This window comes from Streptococcus sp. UBA4344 (genome assembly GCF_002393675.1).
Taxonomy (GTDB): Bacteria; Bacillota; Bacilli; order Lactobacillales; family Streptococcaceae; genus Streptococcus; species Streptococcus vicugnae.
Genome location: NZ_DGTE01000027.1, coordinates 31,895 through 48,443 on the forward strand (window position 1 = coordinate 31,895; position 16,549 = coordinate 48,443).

General features: G+C 36.3%; 18 protein-coding genes. 2 read left to right on the top strand and 16 right to left on the bottom strand.

The genetic code is table 11. From position 1 onward, the window contains the following. From B4D49_RS04975 to B4D49_RS04985, 3 genes are all read right to left on the bottom strand, one after another. On the bottom strand, positions 1 to 1,091 hold a 1,091-nt coding region (locus B4D49_RS04975), incomplete at its 3' end, for a hypothetical protein (protein WP_286783427.1). A 94-nt stretch (positions 1,092 to 1,185) separates the two neighbouring features. After that, positions 1,186 to 1,821, bottom strand: a complete 636-nt coding sequence (locus B4D49_RS04980) for an SdpI family protein (RefSeq protein WP_286783428.1) — start codon at positions 1,819 to 1,821, stop codon at positions 1,186 to 1,188. Further along, positions 1,808 to 2,089, bottom strand: coding sequence for an autorepressor SdpR family transcription factor (locus B4D49_RS04985; RefSeq protein WP_286783429.1), 282 nt, complete (start codon positions 2,087 to 2,089; stop codon positions 1,808 to 1,810). Before B4D49_RS04985 ends, B4D49_RS04980 begins: the two co-directional genes overlap by 14 nt. Before the next feature lie 203 nt (positions 2,090 to 2,292). On the opposite strand from B4D49_RS04985, the gene B4D49_RS04990 reads away from it, so the two are divergent. Then, positions 2,293 to 3,120, top strand: coding sequence for an exodeoxyribonuclease III (locus B4D49_RS04990; RefSeq protein ID WP_286783430.1), 828 nt, complete (start codon positions 2,293 to 2,295; stop codon positions 3,118 to 3,120). A gap of 44 nt (positions 3,121 to 3,164) precedes the next feature. On the opposite strand, the gene B4D49_RS04995 is transcribed toward B4D49_RS04990, so the two are convergent. The 11 genes from B4D49_RS04995 to serC all read right to left on the bottom strand — a co-directional run bounded on the left by B4D49_RS04995 (position 3,165) and on the right by serC (position 13,991). Continuing rightward, a complete protein-coding gene (locus B4D49_RS04995; protein ID WP_286783431.1) occupies positions 3,165 to 5,435 on the bottom strand; it encodes an ABC transporter permease in 2,271 nt (756 codons plus the stop codon). A gap of 21 nt (positions 5,436 to 5,456) precedes the next feature. Beyond that, a complete protein-coding gene (locus B4D49_RS05000) occupies positions 5,457 to 6,119 on the bottom strand; it encodes an ABC transporter ATP-binding protein (protein ID WP_286783432.1) in 663 nt (220 codons plus the stop codon). 8 nt (positions 6,120 to 6,127) lie between these two features. Further along, positions 6,128 to 6,904, bottom strand: coding sequence for an AAA family ATPase (locus B4D49_RS05005; protein ID WP_199542886.1), 777 nt, complete (start codon positions 6,902 to 6,904; stop codon positions 6,128 to 6,130). A 3-nt stretch (positions 6,905 to 6,907) separates the two neighbouring features. Next, positions 6,908 to 7,816 (bottom strand): AvrD family protein, encoded by a 909-nt coding sequence (locus tag B4D49_RS05010; RefSeq protein WP_286783433.1) that lies wholly within the window; start codon positions 7,814 to 7,816, stop codon positions 6,908 to 6,910. 106 nt (positions 7,817 to 7,922) lie between these two features. Then, positions 7,923 to 8,522, bottom strand: coding sequence for a LuxR C-terminal-related transcriptional regulator (locus tag B4D49_RS05015; protein WP_074481360.1), 600 nt, complete (start codon positions 8,520 to 8,522; stop codon positions 7,923 to 7,925). Then, positions 8,500 to 10,272, bottom strand: a complete 1,773-nt coding sequence (locus B4D49_RS05020) for a sensor histidine kinase (RefSeq protein WP_286783434.1) — start codon at positions 10,270 to 10,272, stop codon at positions 8,500 to 8,502. Before B4D49_RS05020 ends, B4D49_RS05015 begins: the two co-directional genes overlap by 23 nt. 153 nt (positions 10,273 to 10,425) lie before the next feature. Beyond that, on the bottom strand, positions 10,426 to 10,782 hold the full coding sequence (locus B4D49_RS05025) for an arsenate reductase family protein (RefSeq protein ID WP_132869393.1): 357 nt from the start codon (positions 10,780 to 10,782) through the stop codon (positions 10,426 to 10,428). Then, positions 10,782 to 11,291, bottom strand: coding sequence for a methylated-DNA--[protein]-cysteine S-methyltransferase (locus tag B4D49_RS05030; RefSeq protein WP_132869392.1), 510 nt, complete (start codon positions 11,289 to 11,291; stop codon positions 10,782 to 10,784). The genes B4D49_RS05025 and B4D49_RS05030 overlap by 1 nt, the downstream gene beginning before the upstream one ends. A 12-nt stretch (positions 11,292 to 11,303) precedes the next feature. Continuing rightward, the gene (locus B4D49_RS05035) at positions 11,304 to 11,531 is read right to left on the bottom strand and encodes a DUF6440 family protein (RefSeq protein WP_074564231.1); all 228 of its coding nucleotides are present in this window, start codon (positions 11,529 to 11,531) and stop codon (positions 11,304 to 11,306) included. A gap of 81 nt (positions 11,532 to 11,612) precedes the next feature. Then, positions 11,613 to 12,791, bottom strand: a complete 1,179-nt coding sequence (locus tag B4D49_RS05040) for a 3-phosphoglycerate dehydrogenase family protein (RefSeq protein WP_132869390.1) — start codon at positions 12,789 to 12,791, stop codon at positions 11,613 to 11,615. 108 nt (positions 12,792 to 12,899) lie between these two features. Beyond that, complete coding sequence (gene serC, locus B4D49_RS05045; protein ID WP_039696452.1) at positions 12,900 to 13,991, bottom strand: 3-phosphoserine/phosphohydroxythreonine transaminase; 1,092 nt, start codon at positions 13,989 to 13,991, stop codon at positions 12,900 to 12,902. Positions 13,992 to 14,125: 134 nt separating this feature from the next. Here serC and B4D49_RS05050 point away from each other — a divergent pair, with 134 nt between their 5' ends. Continuing rightward, positions 14,126 to 14,755 carry a copper homeostasis protein CutC gene (locus tag B4D49_RS05050; RefSeq protein WP_286783435.1) on the top strand — a complete coding sequence of 210 codons (630 nt, stop codon included), beginning with the start codon at positions 14,126 to 14,128 and terminating at the stop codon, positions 14,753 to 14,755. A gap of 113 nt (positions 14,756 to 14,868) precedes the next feature. Here the strand turns inward: B4D49_RS05050 and B4D49_RS05055 are convergent, their stop codons facing one another. Together B4D49_RS05055 and B4D49_RS05060 are read right to left on the bottom strand one after the other, a co-directional pair. Then, the gene (locus tag B4D49_RS05055) at positions 14,869 to 15,210 is read right to left on the bottom strand and encodes a P-II family nitrogen regulator (RefSeq protein WP_286783436.1); all 342 of its coding nucleotides are present in this window, start codon (positions 15,208 to 15,210) and stop codon (positions 14,869 to 14,871) included. Between the two features lie 79 nt (positions 15,211 to 15,289). Then, positions 15,290 to 16,525, bottom strand: coding sequence for an ammonium transporter (locus B4D49_RS05060; RefSeq protein ID WP_286783437.1), 1,236 nt, complete (start codon positions 16,523 to 16,525; stop codon positions 15,290 to 15,292). Between the last annotated feature and the right edge of the window lie 24 nt (positions 16,526 to 16,549).

Below are 16,549 nucleotides of genomic sequence, written 5' to 3' on the forward strand. Positions count from 1 at the left end.
GCAGTCGCTGACGTAATACCTGTATAAAGATAGATGTCAGAACCAATAGAAATATAGTTATAAATATCCGTTGTCTTTTTCACGCCTGTTTGGCTAAAGACTGTATTCCAAAAACCTTTTTGATAAGTGTAATAGTCATCAACACGACTAATCACATTATCAGCAGAGAAGACACGATCAACCCAATCAGGGATATCTTTGAGGTCATAACGTTTGGTTTCACCAGTCACTGCATTAAGTAAAATAGCACCTGTTGGGTCGTTTGAACTCAACACAAACTTAGGTTTGTAAGTCGTTGCGACGTAGTAAGGATTCCCTTTATCATCTACTTCAAAAGATGGATCTCCAAAAATCACCGTTGGGTATTTCAAACGCAAATAGCGAAGGGTATCGCTAAAGAAATATTCAGAATCAGAATATTTCATGCCTTTATCAAGCTTGACTAATTCTGCTTTTCCTGTTGTCTGATTAACCTTGACGTAATAGCCGATTCCTTCTTTATGGTTGGTAAACCATTTCCAGAATGATTTGTATTCTAGAGGTGAGACGCGGTAAGGTTGCTCACCAATTGTCACCTGACGATAATCATCTGAAATACCAAATTGTGAGACTTTATCAATGGTTCCAAGATAAGTATCACCAATTTTCTTAGCTGATGAACGGTCCAATAAAGCCAAATGAGAAATATTAGTTTCAGGGAAATCAGACGTAAAATCAGTTTCTTTTACTTTAATCACATTGTCATAACTTTTAGCTCTAAACAAACGTGAGTTAAAGAAAGACGAAACGCTTAATAATAGAACAATCCCCACAATGACAGCACCGATAAGTGACAAGGTTTTACCGTATTTTGGTGTTGGGGTAGAGACGACTTTGCGCACACGACTACCTGGAATTTTAAAAGTTATATGTTGAACATTTCCAGCTAATGAAAGAATTAAAATTTCTCCAAAAGCCAACAATAAACCTCCCAAAACAAAGAACCAAAAAGCACTACTAAATAGATTTAATGGTGGTAAAAAAATCCAATAGCCAATCAACATAACGATAAACCATAGTGCCATTAGCAAAGATGATACCGTCTTTTTCATTATCATATCTCCTTTATTTTTTGTATTATCATTATAACACAGTTTGCTCAAGACATTAATACATCAAAAGCACCCATACTGAGTGCCTTAATCATTATTTTAATTTTCGGCTGAGAGAAAATGAATACAAAATCGGTAATACAATCATAACCACCAAAGAAATTCCCAAAACATAAGGTAGAGCAAATTTAACAAAACTATCCAGAAAGACAATAACACCACCTAAAACCCAAATTTTTCCAGCCAAACGATGTGTTTTAAACCAATTACGGTCATCAGAAAGCGTCCATGGAAGACGAATACCAATGGTATAATTGCGTTTTGTTTTAGGAAGATAATTACCAATCACAATAAAGAGCATCCCTAAAAATGCAGTTACTAAAGTTGGTGAATTTTTCACAATACCAAGAGCATTCGCATAAATTGACCCTTGAACAATGAAACTTAAAGTTGGAACAATCCAAGCATAGAGCTTTCTCATTTTAGCTGAAACCGTTACTTTCACAGACACCCTTTCAAGTGAGGCTAAAGCGATGATTTGAAAAAGCACAAATAAAATTGGGAAAGCAACAAGGGTAAAAAGCTTGCTACTATAGCCATCAGCTTGCCCATCAATTCCAAAATGAGTTGGTATTTGCTCTGGCAAAGCTTTCCAGAAAAATGCCCCAATCAAAGCTGGCAAAACAATCACAAAACTTGTTAATATAAGTTGTTTTTTATTCATTTTCATCTCCTGATCTCTCCTTTAAATCCGCAAACCAAGTCATAATATCTTCTAAAACAGAAGTATACAGCTCATAGTAAATAAAATTCTTTTCACGCCTTTCAATAACCAATCCAGCCTTTTTTAGAACGTTAAGGTGATGCGAAATCGTCGCCCCTGTAAGATCAAAATGACTGGCAATATCTCCTGCTGACAAAGGTTCCGATTTTAATAACTCCAAAATCTCTCGTCGAATTGGATGAGATAAAGCTTTGAAGGTTTCCGCAAATCCCATATCTACTCCTTTCAAGCTTCATTATAGTATTTAGATGTTTTTCTAAATAGATTGTAACACTTTTTTGGAAAATCCCCTAATAAAAGCCACTTTAAAACATAAAAATCGCAGGTAGACACATTTTTTGCTAAAATAGAAACTAACGATTAAACTTTAGAAAGAAGAAAAAAAGCTTTGTTCACCCAAGGCTTTGGGATAAGAATATGAAACTTATTTCATGGAATATTGATTCTCTTAACGCTGCACTCACTAGTGATTCTGCACGCGCCATTCTCTCACGTGACGTCATCGATACATTGGTAGCTGAAAATGCCGATATCATCGCTATCCAAGAAACAAAATTATCAGCTAAAGGACCTACGAAAAAACATTTACAAATCCTTCAAGAGTATTTCCCAGATTACGAAGTCTCTTGGCGTTCATCTGTTGAACCAGCCAGAAAAGGCTATGCTGGCACAATGTTTCTCTACAAAAATACCCTAACACCAAGCATTTCATTTCCTGAAATCGGTGCTCCGGATACCATGGATTGTGAAGGGCGTATTATTACCCTTGAATTTGACAATTTCTATGTCACGCAAGTCTATACTCCAAATGCTGGCGATGGTCTTAAACGATTAGCCGAACGTCAACTTTGGGATGAAAAATATGCTGACTACTTAGCAGAACTCGACCAAAAGAAACCAGTTTTAGCAACCGGTGATTATAATGTTGCCCACAATGAAATTGACCTTGCTAATCCAAATTCAAACCGCCGCTCTGCTGGATTTACCGATGAAGAGCGCGCTGGTTTCACCAACTTATTAGCCAAAGGTTTCACAGATACCTTTCGCTTTATTCATGGTGACATTCCAAATGTCTATAGCTGGTGGGCACAACGTAGCAAGACAAGTAAAATCAATAATACTGGCTGGCGCATTGACTACTGGCTAACTTCAAATCGCATTGCTGATAAAGTTACAAAATCTGAAATGATTGATTCCGGTACACGCCAAGACCACACACCAATTCTTTTAGAAATTGATTTATAGAAAAAAGTCATCTAAGTTTCAATTAAGCTTAGATGACTTTTTTATTATTCAACTCCCTTTAGAGCTTCAACCATGTTAATAGTTTTAATTTTATGACTGATAATAAGTGTTGTAACAGCTGATGTCAACCATACCAAGACACTTGCGATTAGCAGCACTTGCCAAGTCACATAAGCTGTGTATTCAATACGAATAGTTGAAAATGTCGCTACATACCTCCTTAAGAACCAGATTCCCATTGGAATTCCCAATAACCAACCAATCGAAGTCGTCATCAAGTTTTCAATCATGGTAATCAATTGCAAATTTTTCTTAGAAAAACCAAGTACTTGCAAGGTAGCATAATCGCGCATACGTTCAACAAAATTTAAAGAACCTAAGTTGTAAAGGACAACAATGACAAGCAACAAAGCAAAACCAATAATCATCAAAAAGACACTCATCAAACTATTTACAAAATCATAAGCATTCTTTTCTTGATCTGATTTATTAATGACCGATAGAATATTAGCATCATTTTTGATACCTGCTTTTGAGACTTCTTGGCCAACTAGCATTGTCTGTGGAGCAAATCTTCCACCAGCTTCTTCAAAGCTTTCTGATCTGATATAAGCACCTTGGTTTGTCTCACTAGTCACAATTCCCTTCACTTTAAATGAATAAGATTTACCATCTTGATATGGTTTTACTTCTAAGGTATCTCCTTTTTTAACGCCTGCTAGTTCAGCAAAACGATTTGTCACATAAATGCCACCTTTTCCAATCGATTTATCATCTGCTGTTTTCGCATTGACATAATCACCATCGCTGACAATAATCAAGAGACGATTATAACCATCATCTTTTGAGAAATGCGCTTGACTAATTTGAACCCCTTGACCTTTATATGTTTTTTCAGCCAGATTATAATTAGCTACGGTTAGACGCTTAGCGTATGAAAAGTCATTGTTATAAGCTTTATCCACCAAATGATTCATTGAAATTGGCATACCAACACCAGCAATAAGCAGCATCATACTTCCAGCCACTCCGACAATCCCCATGAGAACACGAACCCTGTTAATGAAGGCGTCACGTATTGCCCACTTAGTCTCATCAGAAATTCGACGCCATAATGCAGGCATTTTTTCAAGAAAAACATGATGAACTTTCTTAGTCTTTCCACGTAAGAAAATAGCTGGTAATCCCTTAATGACTTGACGCGAAGCTAAATAAGCTGACAACGTACAAATAAAAATAACAAGGACAATAACAGCTAAAGCAGACCAAGAATAGGCAATTTGCCAATGTGGCAAAGTAAACATAGTCTTTTGTGTTTCAAGAACAAAAAGCGACATTAAAGGAGATACTGCTGCACCGACTAGAGCACCGAAACTTCCCACTAATAATCCAAATGAAATATAATGCCAAGTGATTTGTCCATTGGAGTAGCCCAAAGCCTTAATGACTGCAATTTCTTTGGTTTGACTCTCAATAAGACGTCGGATAGTAGTAAACATAGCAAGAACGGCAAGAAGAATAAAAATGAACGAAAACAGATACGATAGATTTCGAATTTGTCCGACACGTCCTGTCGCCTCAGACACCTCTGTTAATGTTTCCTGATTATAATAAGATAACAGATGCTCTCCTAAAATCTCCTCAAGATTATCTCTGATATCATCTTCTTTAGCATAAATCTCAAGAGCATTATAGCCTTTTTGATTGCTAGTGACTTTTGCCAAAGCTTTTTCTGACACATAACCGTAAGCATAGTTTTTAGAATTTGGCGCTAAATATTCAATGCTTCCCGTAAAATAAATCTTATCAGCCGATTCAACCAAGCCTTTAATCGGAAATTTAAACGTTCGATTAGCTAAAGAAAGCGTCAGCTCATCACCAAGCTTCAAATGATTTTTGTTAGCAAAATTTGTATCTAACCAAATGCCTTCTGAGTTATCATCAAATTTTTCCCCTTTATCAACAGTAATAATTTTTTCTGCTGAATCATTAAAGGTATTTAAATTGAGATATTTTTCCGAATCATCATCAAAATCAACTTTAGTCAATAAAGTGGTCTTAGCATTAACTTTATCAACAGAAGGTAAAGCTTTAATGTCTTCAATTTGATTTTTGGTAATGGTATCTGCTTGGAGCCATACCGTTGGCAAATGAGATTTTGAAATAAAATTATCTAAGCTTTTCTCCAAACCATGCCAAGCTCCTTGCAGCCCCACAAAAATTAGCACGCTTAATAAGGACATCAAAAACACTGAAAAGAATTGTTGCCAATGACGTCTGATATCCCTTCTGAGTTTTAAATTAAGATATTTCATCATTCTTCCAATCTATTCATTTTATTTGTCGACAATAGCATCAATCTTGCCATCTTTTAAATAAATGACCTTATCTGCATACTTTTCAAATTCAGCATTGTGCGTTACCATAACGACGGCAACGTCCTTATCAGCAGATGTTTCTTTTAACAGTTCAATAATTTTCTGTCCTGTCTTCGAATCAAGCGCACCTGTTGGCTCATCACACAAGAGAAGTTTGGGGTTCTTAGCTAAAGCTCTTGCAATCGACACGCGCTGCATTTCACCACCAGATAACTGGTTAGGAAAGTTATTTTTACGATGACTAAGTCCAACTTTTTCCAAATACTGTTCAGACTGCTTTGCATTTTTAGTCAATTGAGCAGCAATACTGATGTTTTCTAAGGCGGTTAAACTTGGCACAAGATTATAAAACTGGAAGACAAAGCCAACAACATCTTTACGATATTTTGATAACTCTTTATCATTTAGACGTGTCACATCCGTATCCTCAAACATAAAATTACCACTTGTCGCTTGATCCATACCACCGAGTAAATTTAACATGGTACTTTTTCCAGATCCAGAAGGACCCAAAATGATGGTAAACTTACCTTTCTCAATTGAAAAAGAAACATCATCTAGAGCCTTAACCTCTTGATCTCCAACCTGATAAATCTTACTAATATTTTGAAATGTAATCATTTTTTCTCCTAAAATTCTGTCAAAAACTTCACTTTTTCTTTCAATGATGGTTCCTTATATTGTTCAATAATGCGTTTTGACACCGCTTCTCTGTTACTTGCAATGATTTCCTCCGCTTTAGCAACAGCTTCCTTAATTGGAACTACGATTGGCAGGTCGTAGTGTTTGATAATTTTTTCCAAGCGTTCCTCTTGGCTGCCAGTTACTAGCTCAGGCTTCTTCCCAATTGCCATAAAGCCTTCTTGAATTTCAATATCAGATAGTGTTCGATACTTTTCAGAAACTGGTCGATGACCATCAGGATCCATGGCAAATTCCACCGGTAAATGAACCACATCTGTGTACCACATTTTCGAATGCATTTTAGCGACTTGACCATAGGCGTCCATGTATTTGCGATAGAAATTTTTCCCAGGAATTCCTAAAATCGCTTTAGAAAGTCTATGAATAAATTTTGCTCCTGGATTCAATCCAATTTTTAAGCGTACCGTTCCGTAAATCCACTCATTAAGTACCGAACCATCTGAAATAAAGCTAGAATTTTCTTTGTATAGAATTGCTTCTTCTCGTATTCTCTCTTCAAATCTCTTTAATCCCAAAGTCATCAGCTCGGTTGCATTCATGTCTTGAAATCTCCTACCTGGATAAATTTCGGTTAGAATTTCACGAGCTGATAAGGCATTAATCAACGGTATCCCAGTTGCAATCGATAGAGCAGTTGCCGTTGTTGTTTTCCCAGTTGAATAGGTTCCCGAAATAACCAGTCTAATTTCCCTTTTGTACATTTGTTATTCTCCTAAATCAGGTAATTGATGAGCAATTTTACTTGAAATACAAATGCGATTTTTTGTATCAGCACCAGACATTTCAAAAATTTTCCAATTATGGCCTTTCATATCAATTAACTTGTTTTTTCTGATTTTTCCTAATAATTCAATCTCATCGACAGGAATCGGATGAGCTAACTCAGCAGTCACATTTTTCATCCACAATGTCTGACTACAGTCTCTATCAATATTATCAGCGTGATAAGCTAACATCTCAGCCATTTGTGAAAATACAATCAACAATTCTAATAAAGAATAGCAATGAGAAAAATTAGCCGATATTCCTTTATAATCAACTAATTGACTATTTGCTCTATTTGCCTTACAAAAGATTGAACATTTATCTGCCGTATCAAGCGTATCTAGGAAACTAATATCGTAAATATCATGTTGAATATTTTTTAAATGATTACTAATAAATCCTTCAAAACCTTCTCCTGCACCAGCTACTTTTCCTGAAGAATCAATATTTTTAAAAGTCACACTAACTTTCATGTCTAGAATCAAGACATTAAATAAGGCATAATCATTTTCAGTAACTGAGCTCTTTAAAATGAGGGGAATTTCATTTAAATTCTCAATTGGCTTCATACCAGACTTGATTTCAAATTTAGTCAAGAAATAACTACTTGAATCTTCTCCGGTAGATTCCAAATACTTTTCAGCCAATAAGCTAGCTAAAATAACACCATCCAGAGTACTCAAATGCGGTTGTACTTCTTGCTGTGACTTACTTGACCAAGTACCACTGTGACTAATTGAACCAAATAGATTATCATCAATCTTAGTTACACCATATAGAGTTCTCTTGTGCCCATCACCAAAATATCTTTGGCGATGATCACCTAACAATGCATCAACATTTGCCATCCATCTTCTCCTTTTTCCATTTTTCCTTTACATATCCATCATACAAGAGCAACAAAAAACAGACATCCGTAATTTACGAATATCTGTTTACCTTTTTGGTTCCATATTATACTAATTTTAATTTAACAGCTTCTCGAACCGCACCGACTCGACCTGTAACATTTAATTTTGTACAAATGTTGGTCACATGGGTATCAACCGTTCGACGGCTAATAAATAATTCCTTAGCAATTTGTGCATTAGAATATTCTTCAGCAATCAAGCTCAAAATTTTTAGCTCAACTTCTGTCAACAAATGATTTTCCTGACCTTCCAATAAAGTATCTGGAATCACACAATTACCGTTAGCAACATTGATAATGGTGCTTGTTAAGTCTGTACATGACGTTTCTTTTGGCAAAAATGCCTTAACTCCGAGCTCATTGGCGCGCTTATGCAAGATTGGCTCATAAAAACCTGAAATCAGAATAATCTTTGGAAATTCAATATGCATTTGCTTTAATTGTTCAATCAAGTCAAACCCGTGAATGTCTTTTAACATCAAATCCATGATTAAAACATCCACTTTCTTACACAGCAAACAAAGTTTTAACTCTTCTACCTCTGTAAATGCCCCAACAATATCAAACTTTTCTACTTGAGATAACTGTGTGCAAATGCCTTGTAAAACCAACTCATGGTCATCAATCACTGCTATTCTTATCATTTTTATCTCCTTTCGGCAATAGCATCCTTACTCTCGTTGGTGATTTTTCAATCTGTAACTCTCCGCCAAGAAGAACTAGTTTTTCAGCAATCACATTAAGTCCAAAATGACTTTTATGATCATCAGATCGTTCAATAAATTCTCCATCATCTACTACTTCAACCACAACCTGTTCAGCGGTCTCAAAAAGAGATAATTTAATTTGCTTAGCATTACCATGCATAATACTATTAGTAATTAATTCCTTGATCGATCGCAAAATGAAATTGCTCACACGACTTTCAAAAGGCAAATGCTCAAAAGCTAGTTCATGTTCAATCAGAACAGGTTCTTCTTTTTGGAATTTATTCAAAAGTTCTAAAATTGCATTTTTTAATCCTAATTCCTTGATCATCAGAGGATAAATGTTAGAACACAATTCACGCAACTCAAAAACCACATCGTCTAAAGTATTTAAGACTTCACCTTTATTGATGTTGTCTTCAGATTCTATTTGTTTCTTATGGTAAATAACTTCTTGAATAATGGTGTCATGAATAGTGATGGCAATGTCCTCACGTTCCATCTCAACAGCAGAAAAAATCGTCTGCCTATCCAAGCGATAGTTCAATTGTTTTGCCGTATCCATAAAATCTTTGATGATAGGTAGGGAACAAAGAAGAAATAAAAAACAATAAATGGCCACGAACCATACTGGCATAAATTGCATCATAACCGCAAAAGATACCATGACAAAAGTTGATGCAATAGCTACCAGAATATATACCACAGGTAAAGGCAGAGGCGTTCTCGTCATCGTTAAGCGATTGACGATTAAATGATTGACAGCCCCAGTTATTGGGAGAAATAACAAAGGAATGGTACATGAGAAAGGAAGGTCATACGGTAATGGAAAAATATAGCCAATGAATAAAGGAATTAAACTAAGTATGTTTAATAATATAAGATTAACCTTCTGCAAAAGAAAAGATGAGTAATCCTTTACCAAAGAAAGAGCAGCTAAAATCAGTAAAAACGAAAAGCTAACGTAAAACACCCCATTAGATAAGTATTTAACAACAATCAATGGAAGAGAAAATTGCTCAACCAAAGCAAAAATCAGCATGGTTATCAGTGAATATGAAATAACAATTCTTGAAAACACAGATAATTTTGTTGCTTCTTCTTTTAACACACTTGCTCGCCAGAAAACATCAGTGAAGAAAGGCAATAAAGTAATATAGGAAACCACAAAGAAGCGTCCCAAAGTATTGCCCATACTTGAAGGAATCAACGAGCTCAGAAAAAAGGCTGTCGCAATTAAAAACAAACTATAGCGTCTACTCGTCTTACTCGACTTATCTTTTTTCAAAGGTAGTATTGCCCAGACCAGTAAAACCAAAGCTATGCTCTCAAAAATGACAAATAAAGAATCAAAAGACTTCTTTTCCTTAAAAGAAATACGCTTTTCTTGCTGATTATGTTCAACAAGAATTGATTTTGCCTGTTCAACAATCAACCATTTATTCAGCAAAACGTTTTTGCTGCTCTCTTGCTGATCAATTTTTAAAAGAAAATCTCCTTCAGAAAGTTCTGTTTCCTTGGCTAAGCCGCCATTGTGAATATCTGTAACTCGCCAATTACCATTCTTAAAATCAGCTTCAACTCCCAGATAATGGTGATGGCTTGTAAAAGCAAAATAATACGCCCCAATCACTAAAAATATCAGCAAGGATATTCTCAGCCAAACTTTCTTACTTATCCTAAACATCTCTCAACTCCTTTACCATAAAACTCCTCAAATCGTGTGATATGGAACTATTATAGCAAAAAATATCATGAAATAAGATAGAACTATTAAATATTCTGATTTTTTAAGGAATGCAAAACTAAAAAAATCCTGAGCAAACTCAGGAAAATTTTCTTAGTTTTTCAATAATTCCGCATATGACTTACGGTGACCAAGTTGCAAGACTTTACCATCTTTAACTAAAACAGGACGCTTAATCAACATACCATCAGAAGCAAGTAAATCAGCAGCTTCATCAACCGTTAAGCCATCAACTTTGTCTTTCAAGCCAAGTGCACGATAAGCTTGACCACTAGTGTTGAAAAAGTTTTTGATTGTAAAAGAAGAATTTTCAATCCATGACTTAATTTGATCAGCCTTTGGTGTATCGAGCGTGATATCAATCGCTTCAAAATCAGCCCCTAATTCTTTCAATTCTGCCTTAGCACGACGACATGTGCTACATTTTGGGTATTCGTAAAAAGTAAACATTATTCTTCCTCTTTTCTAAAAATAGCATTTTCATGCTCTAAAAGCCAACGTTTTCGCTCGATGCCTCCAGCATAACCAGTTAACTGCCCTTGACTACCTAAAACACGGTGACAAGGAACAATGATAGATAATGGATTTTTACCAACAGCACAGCCAACGGCTTGCGCCGAACTACAGTTAATTTGTTTAGCAATTTCTCCGTAAGTCATTGTTTGACCATAGGGAATTTGTGCCAAAATTGCCCAAACTTTCTTTTGAAAAGCAGTACCTTCTGGCACTAAAGTTAAACGGCTAAGCTCAGGATTTTTTCCTGCAAAATAATCTTCCAGCCAAATTTCTATTTCATCTAAAAAGATATTACCTTCTTCAATTATTTGTTCTGTTTCATAGACACGCTCAAAGTATTTTTGCCCCTCAAAATAAACACCTAAAATTCCATCATCACCAGCTAGCAACGAAAGATCTCCAATAGGTGACGAAAAAAACTTTCGCTTAATTTTTCCTGACATTTTAACTACCTCTTATAAGCTATTATCTTTCCAACGCTCATTGATTTTAGGAGTTCCATCAGAATTAAGTAAAGGTGTTATCCCTGAAGGATCACCAAGTCCACCAATAACTTCAAGATACTCAACCCCAGTTTCACGGTCAACTAGCAAAGTTAAATTTTGTTTTTTATTATCAAACTGAATACTGAAAAATCGTTCTTTCAACTGCTTTTGATAGTCTCTTAATTCTTTTTTCTCCATGATAAATCTCCTTTAAATCATTTTCCTCATTATATCAAATAAATACAAAAAGAGCCGAGATTTAATCTCAGCTCATCTTAATTATTTCTTAGCAATTAAACGAACACGTACGATATTGTCGCTCGCTTCAAAGTTAGCTACCAAGTGATCAACTTTGGCTTTATCTGTTTCATCAAGATCAAGAAGGGTATAAGCATAATCACCTTTTGAACGGTTGATGATATTATCAATGTTAATGCCAAGTTCAGATACCGCTGTTGAAATTTTAGCCACGATATTTGGAACATTTTTATTAATAAGAGTAATACGATATGGTGCTGTCAAAGCTTGATGGACATTAGGGAAATTAACTGAATTAGTGATTTCACCTGTTTCCATAAATTGACGAATGGTTTTACCAGCCATAATCGCACAGTTCAACTCAGCTTCTGCTGTAGAACCACCCACGTGAGGGAAAACAGTGATTTTATCTTTGTTGAGCAATTCTTCAGTACCGAAGTCAGTGATATAGCGTTTAACCACACCAGCTTCAATAGCTTCAAATAATGCTGCATTGTCAACCAATTCACCACGCGCAAAGTTAATAACGACAGTTCCCTTTTGCATCAATCCAAAAGCTTCACTATCAAATGTATTACGAGTTTCATCTGTCAATGGTACGTGAACAGTAATGTAGTCACAGTTAGCAAAAATTTCTTTGACATCATCTACACGTTTAACATGGTGAGAAATGTTCCAAGCTGTTTCAATAGAAACATATGGGTCATAGCCCAAGACATTCATCCCAAGGCGTTGTGCATAGTTGGCAATACGACCACCGATTGCTCCAAGTCCAATAACACCAAGTGTTTTACCTGAGATTTCGCTACCAGCAAATTGTTTTTTACCAGCTTCGACTTGTTTTGGAACGTCATCACCTGAAAGAGTATTTACCCAAGCATTAGCAGCAATATAATCACGTGCTGACATCAAAATTGAAGCAAGTACTGCTTCTTTAACCGCATTAGCATTAGCTCCTGGTGTGTTAAAGACCACAATCCCTGCAGCTGTTGCATCAGCAATTGGAATATTATTTGTTCCAGCACCGGCACGCGCAATAGCTTTCAGATTTTCTGGGAATTCAATCCCATGAAGATTTTGACTACGAAGAATAAAAGCATCAGGATTTTCTGCTAAATCCCCATCAACTTGAAAATGATTTCCTAATTCTTTAAGACCGACTTGATTAATATTATTAAATGTTTTAACACTGTATACCATATTTACCCCTTTACACCAAAAGTCTGGGATAAAATCTCAGACTTAATGGCTTATATCGCTATAAAAGAAACACGTTTATTATCCTAACCTACAAAATCCACAGAAATCTTATTTATTTTCTGCTTCAAATTTTTTCATGAATTCAATCAAATCAAGCACACCTTGGCGTGGGAATGCGTTATAAAGACTTGCACGCATACCACCAACTGAACGGTGACCTTTAATATTTTTGAATCCAAGTGGTGTTGCCTCAGCAACAAACTTAGCATCAAGTTCTTTACTTGGTGTCACAAATGGAATGTTAGCCACTGAACGTTCTGCCGGATTCTTAACAGGATTTGTATAAAAATCTGATTGATCGATGAAATCATACAAAAGACCTGATTTTTCACGGTTAGCAGCTTCCATCTTATCAACGCCACCAAATGCTTTCACCCATTCAAAGACGAGTTTTGCAATATAAATACTGTATGCTGGTGGTGTATTGTAAAGTGATCCCGCTTCAGCTTGGATACGATAATCAAGCATAGCAGAAAGCGTTGGTTCGTCGTTCAAGAAGTCTTCACGAACAATAACAACTGTAACACCAGCAGGGCCAATATTCTTTTGAGCACCAGCATAAATCAAAGCAAAATCTTCAACATTATAGCGAACAGCTAAAATATTTGAAGACATATCAGCAACGATTGGCACACCATTAGTGTCAGGAAGGTCATAGATTGAAGTTCCTTCAATAGTGTTGTTTGTTGTGATATGAACATAAGCAGCTTCTGGATCAATATCTTTTGGATCAAACGTAGGAATATGATCGTATACAGTATCTTCTGACGAGGCTAGGAGCAAGGGTTCAAAAGGAACGGATTTGGACAATTTAACAGCTTCAGCATAAGCTTTTTTACCCCATGATCCACCAACTAGATAATATGCCTTACGTCCCTTAGCTAGGTTCAAAGGAAGCATAGTGAATTGTGTAGATGCTCCACCTTGAAGGAACATTACTTTGTAATTATCAGGAATTGCCATCAATTCACGCAATAATTTTTCAGCTTCTTTAATGATATTATCAAACTCTTTGGAACGGTGGGACATTTCTAAAACACTCATGCCGCTACCTTGGTAGTCAAGCATTTCACGCTGTGCTTGTTCAAGCACTGGTTTTGGTAACACTGCAGGACCTGCAGAGAAATTGTAAATTGTCATAAAAATACCTCCGTATAATGGTATAAATTATATCACAATTTTCTGAATTTTGTAAAGATTTTTACGGATTTTTATCCAAAATATTTATAAACAATCATGTTATAATAGTAAATAACAAACATTAAGGAGAAAAAATGATTATCAAAGAATTTTGTGCTGAAAATACAACACTGCTCAACAAACTCGACTCATCAGTTAAACGTGTTGAACTTTGTGATAATTTAGCTGTTGGTGGGACAACTCCTTCATATGGTGTCATCAAAGAAGCTGCACGCTATCTTCACGAAAAAGAAATCTCACTCGCTACAATGATTCGTCCACGTGGTGGTAACTTTGTTTATAACGATAGCGAACTTCGAATCATGGAAGATGATATTCTTCGTGCAGCAGAATTAGAAAGTGACAACCTAGTTCTTGGGCTTTTAACTGAAGATAACCACATCGATGTTGAAGGGATTGAACAACTTCTTCCATCAACTCAAGGCTTGCCACTAGTCTTTCATATGGCATTTGACCAAATTCCTCTTGCTGTTCAAAAAGAAGCTATTGACCAACTTGTCGACCTTGGTTTTGTACGTATCCTAACTCATGGTTCTTCAGTAGCTAATGATATTTTTGAAAATATCGACCACTTAAAAGAACTTGTAGATTATGCCAACGGACGTATTGAAATTATGATTGGTGGCGGCGTTACGGCTGATAATTACCAAGAACTAATTGAAAAAACTGGTGCCCAAGCAGCACATGGCACTAAAATTTGTTAATAGTGATTCAACACCTTGAATAGCAAGGTGTTTTTTTCTGCCAAAAAATCCGAATTCTACTGAACTCGGATTTTCCATCACATTTATTTTTACTTTGAAGATATCTTTATTGCCTAAACGGCATCTCCTCCACGTTCACCTGTACGAATTCGGATGACTTCTTCAATGGGAAGAATGAAGATTTTCCCATCTCCAACTTCCCCAGTGTGAACGGCTTTGCGGATAATATCCACAACTTCGTCAACCGCAGCATCATGAGTAACAATTTCAACTTTAACTTTTGCAAGTAATGTTGGCACAATTTTTTGACCACGAACATATTCTGCAAAGCCACGTTGATTACCATATCCTAAAACTTGGCTGACGGTCATTCCCTTTGTAAAACCAGCCTTTGATAAGGCGTCTTTCAGATCTTCTAGACGATCTGGACGGATAATAGCCTCGATTTTTTTCATAATGTACACCCTTTCTAAACTTCTCTATTGTATTTAGTTTAACTCAGTTTTTTATTTTCAACAAGCCAAACACTATTGCTTATGAATCCAAGCCCATGAATGTTGGGTAGGCTGTTTCTTCATGTTCACTATCATCAAGACCAATAGCTTCTGCACGATCTTCAACACGAATACTTGTAAAGATTGAAATAACCTTAACAATGACAAAGGTTGCAACTGCTGACCAAACAATTGTGAAGATGATAGCTGCAATTGTTACTAAGAAAAGGTGGCCATTTCCATAAATTAAACCAAAGTTATGTTTATCAAGAGCAAGCTCTGGAGTAGTGAAGAGTCCTGTTACCAATCCACCAAAGATACCACCGACACCGTGACAACCAAAGGCATCAAGAGCATCATCATAACCAAATTTACTTTTAAGAACTGAAATAGCGAAATAACAAATTGGACTTACAAAAAGACCAATTAGAAGTGAACTCCAAGTTGAAACAAAACCTGCACCAGGTGTGATAGCGACAAGTCCTGCAACCAAACCAGTTGAAGCACCTACAAGTGAGAATTTACCAGTCAATGTTTTTTCAATAAGCAACCAAGAAAGCATTGCTGCCGCTGCTGAAATATGAGTTGTTACAAAGGCATGAACAGCAAGTCCATCAGCTGCTAAAGCTGAACCTGCGTTAAATCCAAACCAACCGAACCATAGTAGACCAGCACCTAAGAAAACAAATGGAACATTGTGAGGACGGTATTCTAAACGATCATAATCACGACGTTTTCCAAGAAGAATAGCTAGAACTAAACCAGATACCCCTGAAGTGATGTGGACAACGTCACCACCAGCAAAGTCGATTGTACCCCATTGAGCCAAAAGTCCTTCGTCCCAAACCATATGAGCAAATGGGAAGTAGACTACCAAAAGCCATAGAACAACGAAAATAACTAGTGGTGTAAATCTCATACGTCCTGCTGCTGCCCCTGTTAAAATGGCAACTGTGATGATTGGGAACATCATTTGGAAAGCAGCAAACAAAGCATCCGGAATTGCTAGACCTCGTGTACTAGCTGAATCACTAACACCATTGAAAAATAGGTGAGAGAAGTTACCAATAAGACTTCCGCTTCCACCAAATGAAAGGGAGTAACCACAAATCATCCACATCACAGAACCAACCGCAATAGGAATCGCACACATCATCATGGTGTTGATGACATTCTTACGTCTTCCTAAACCACCGTAGAAGAAGGCTAAGCCAGGTGTCATTAAGAAGACTAGGCCAGCACAGATAATCATAAAAGCAATACTTCCTGCATCCATATCAAAAACTCCTTTTATTTTCTA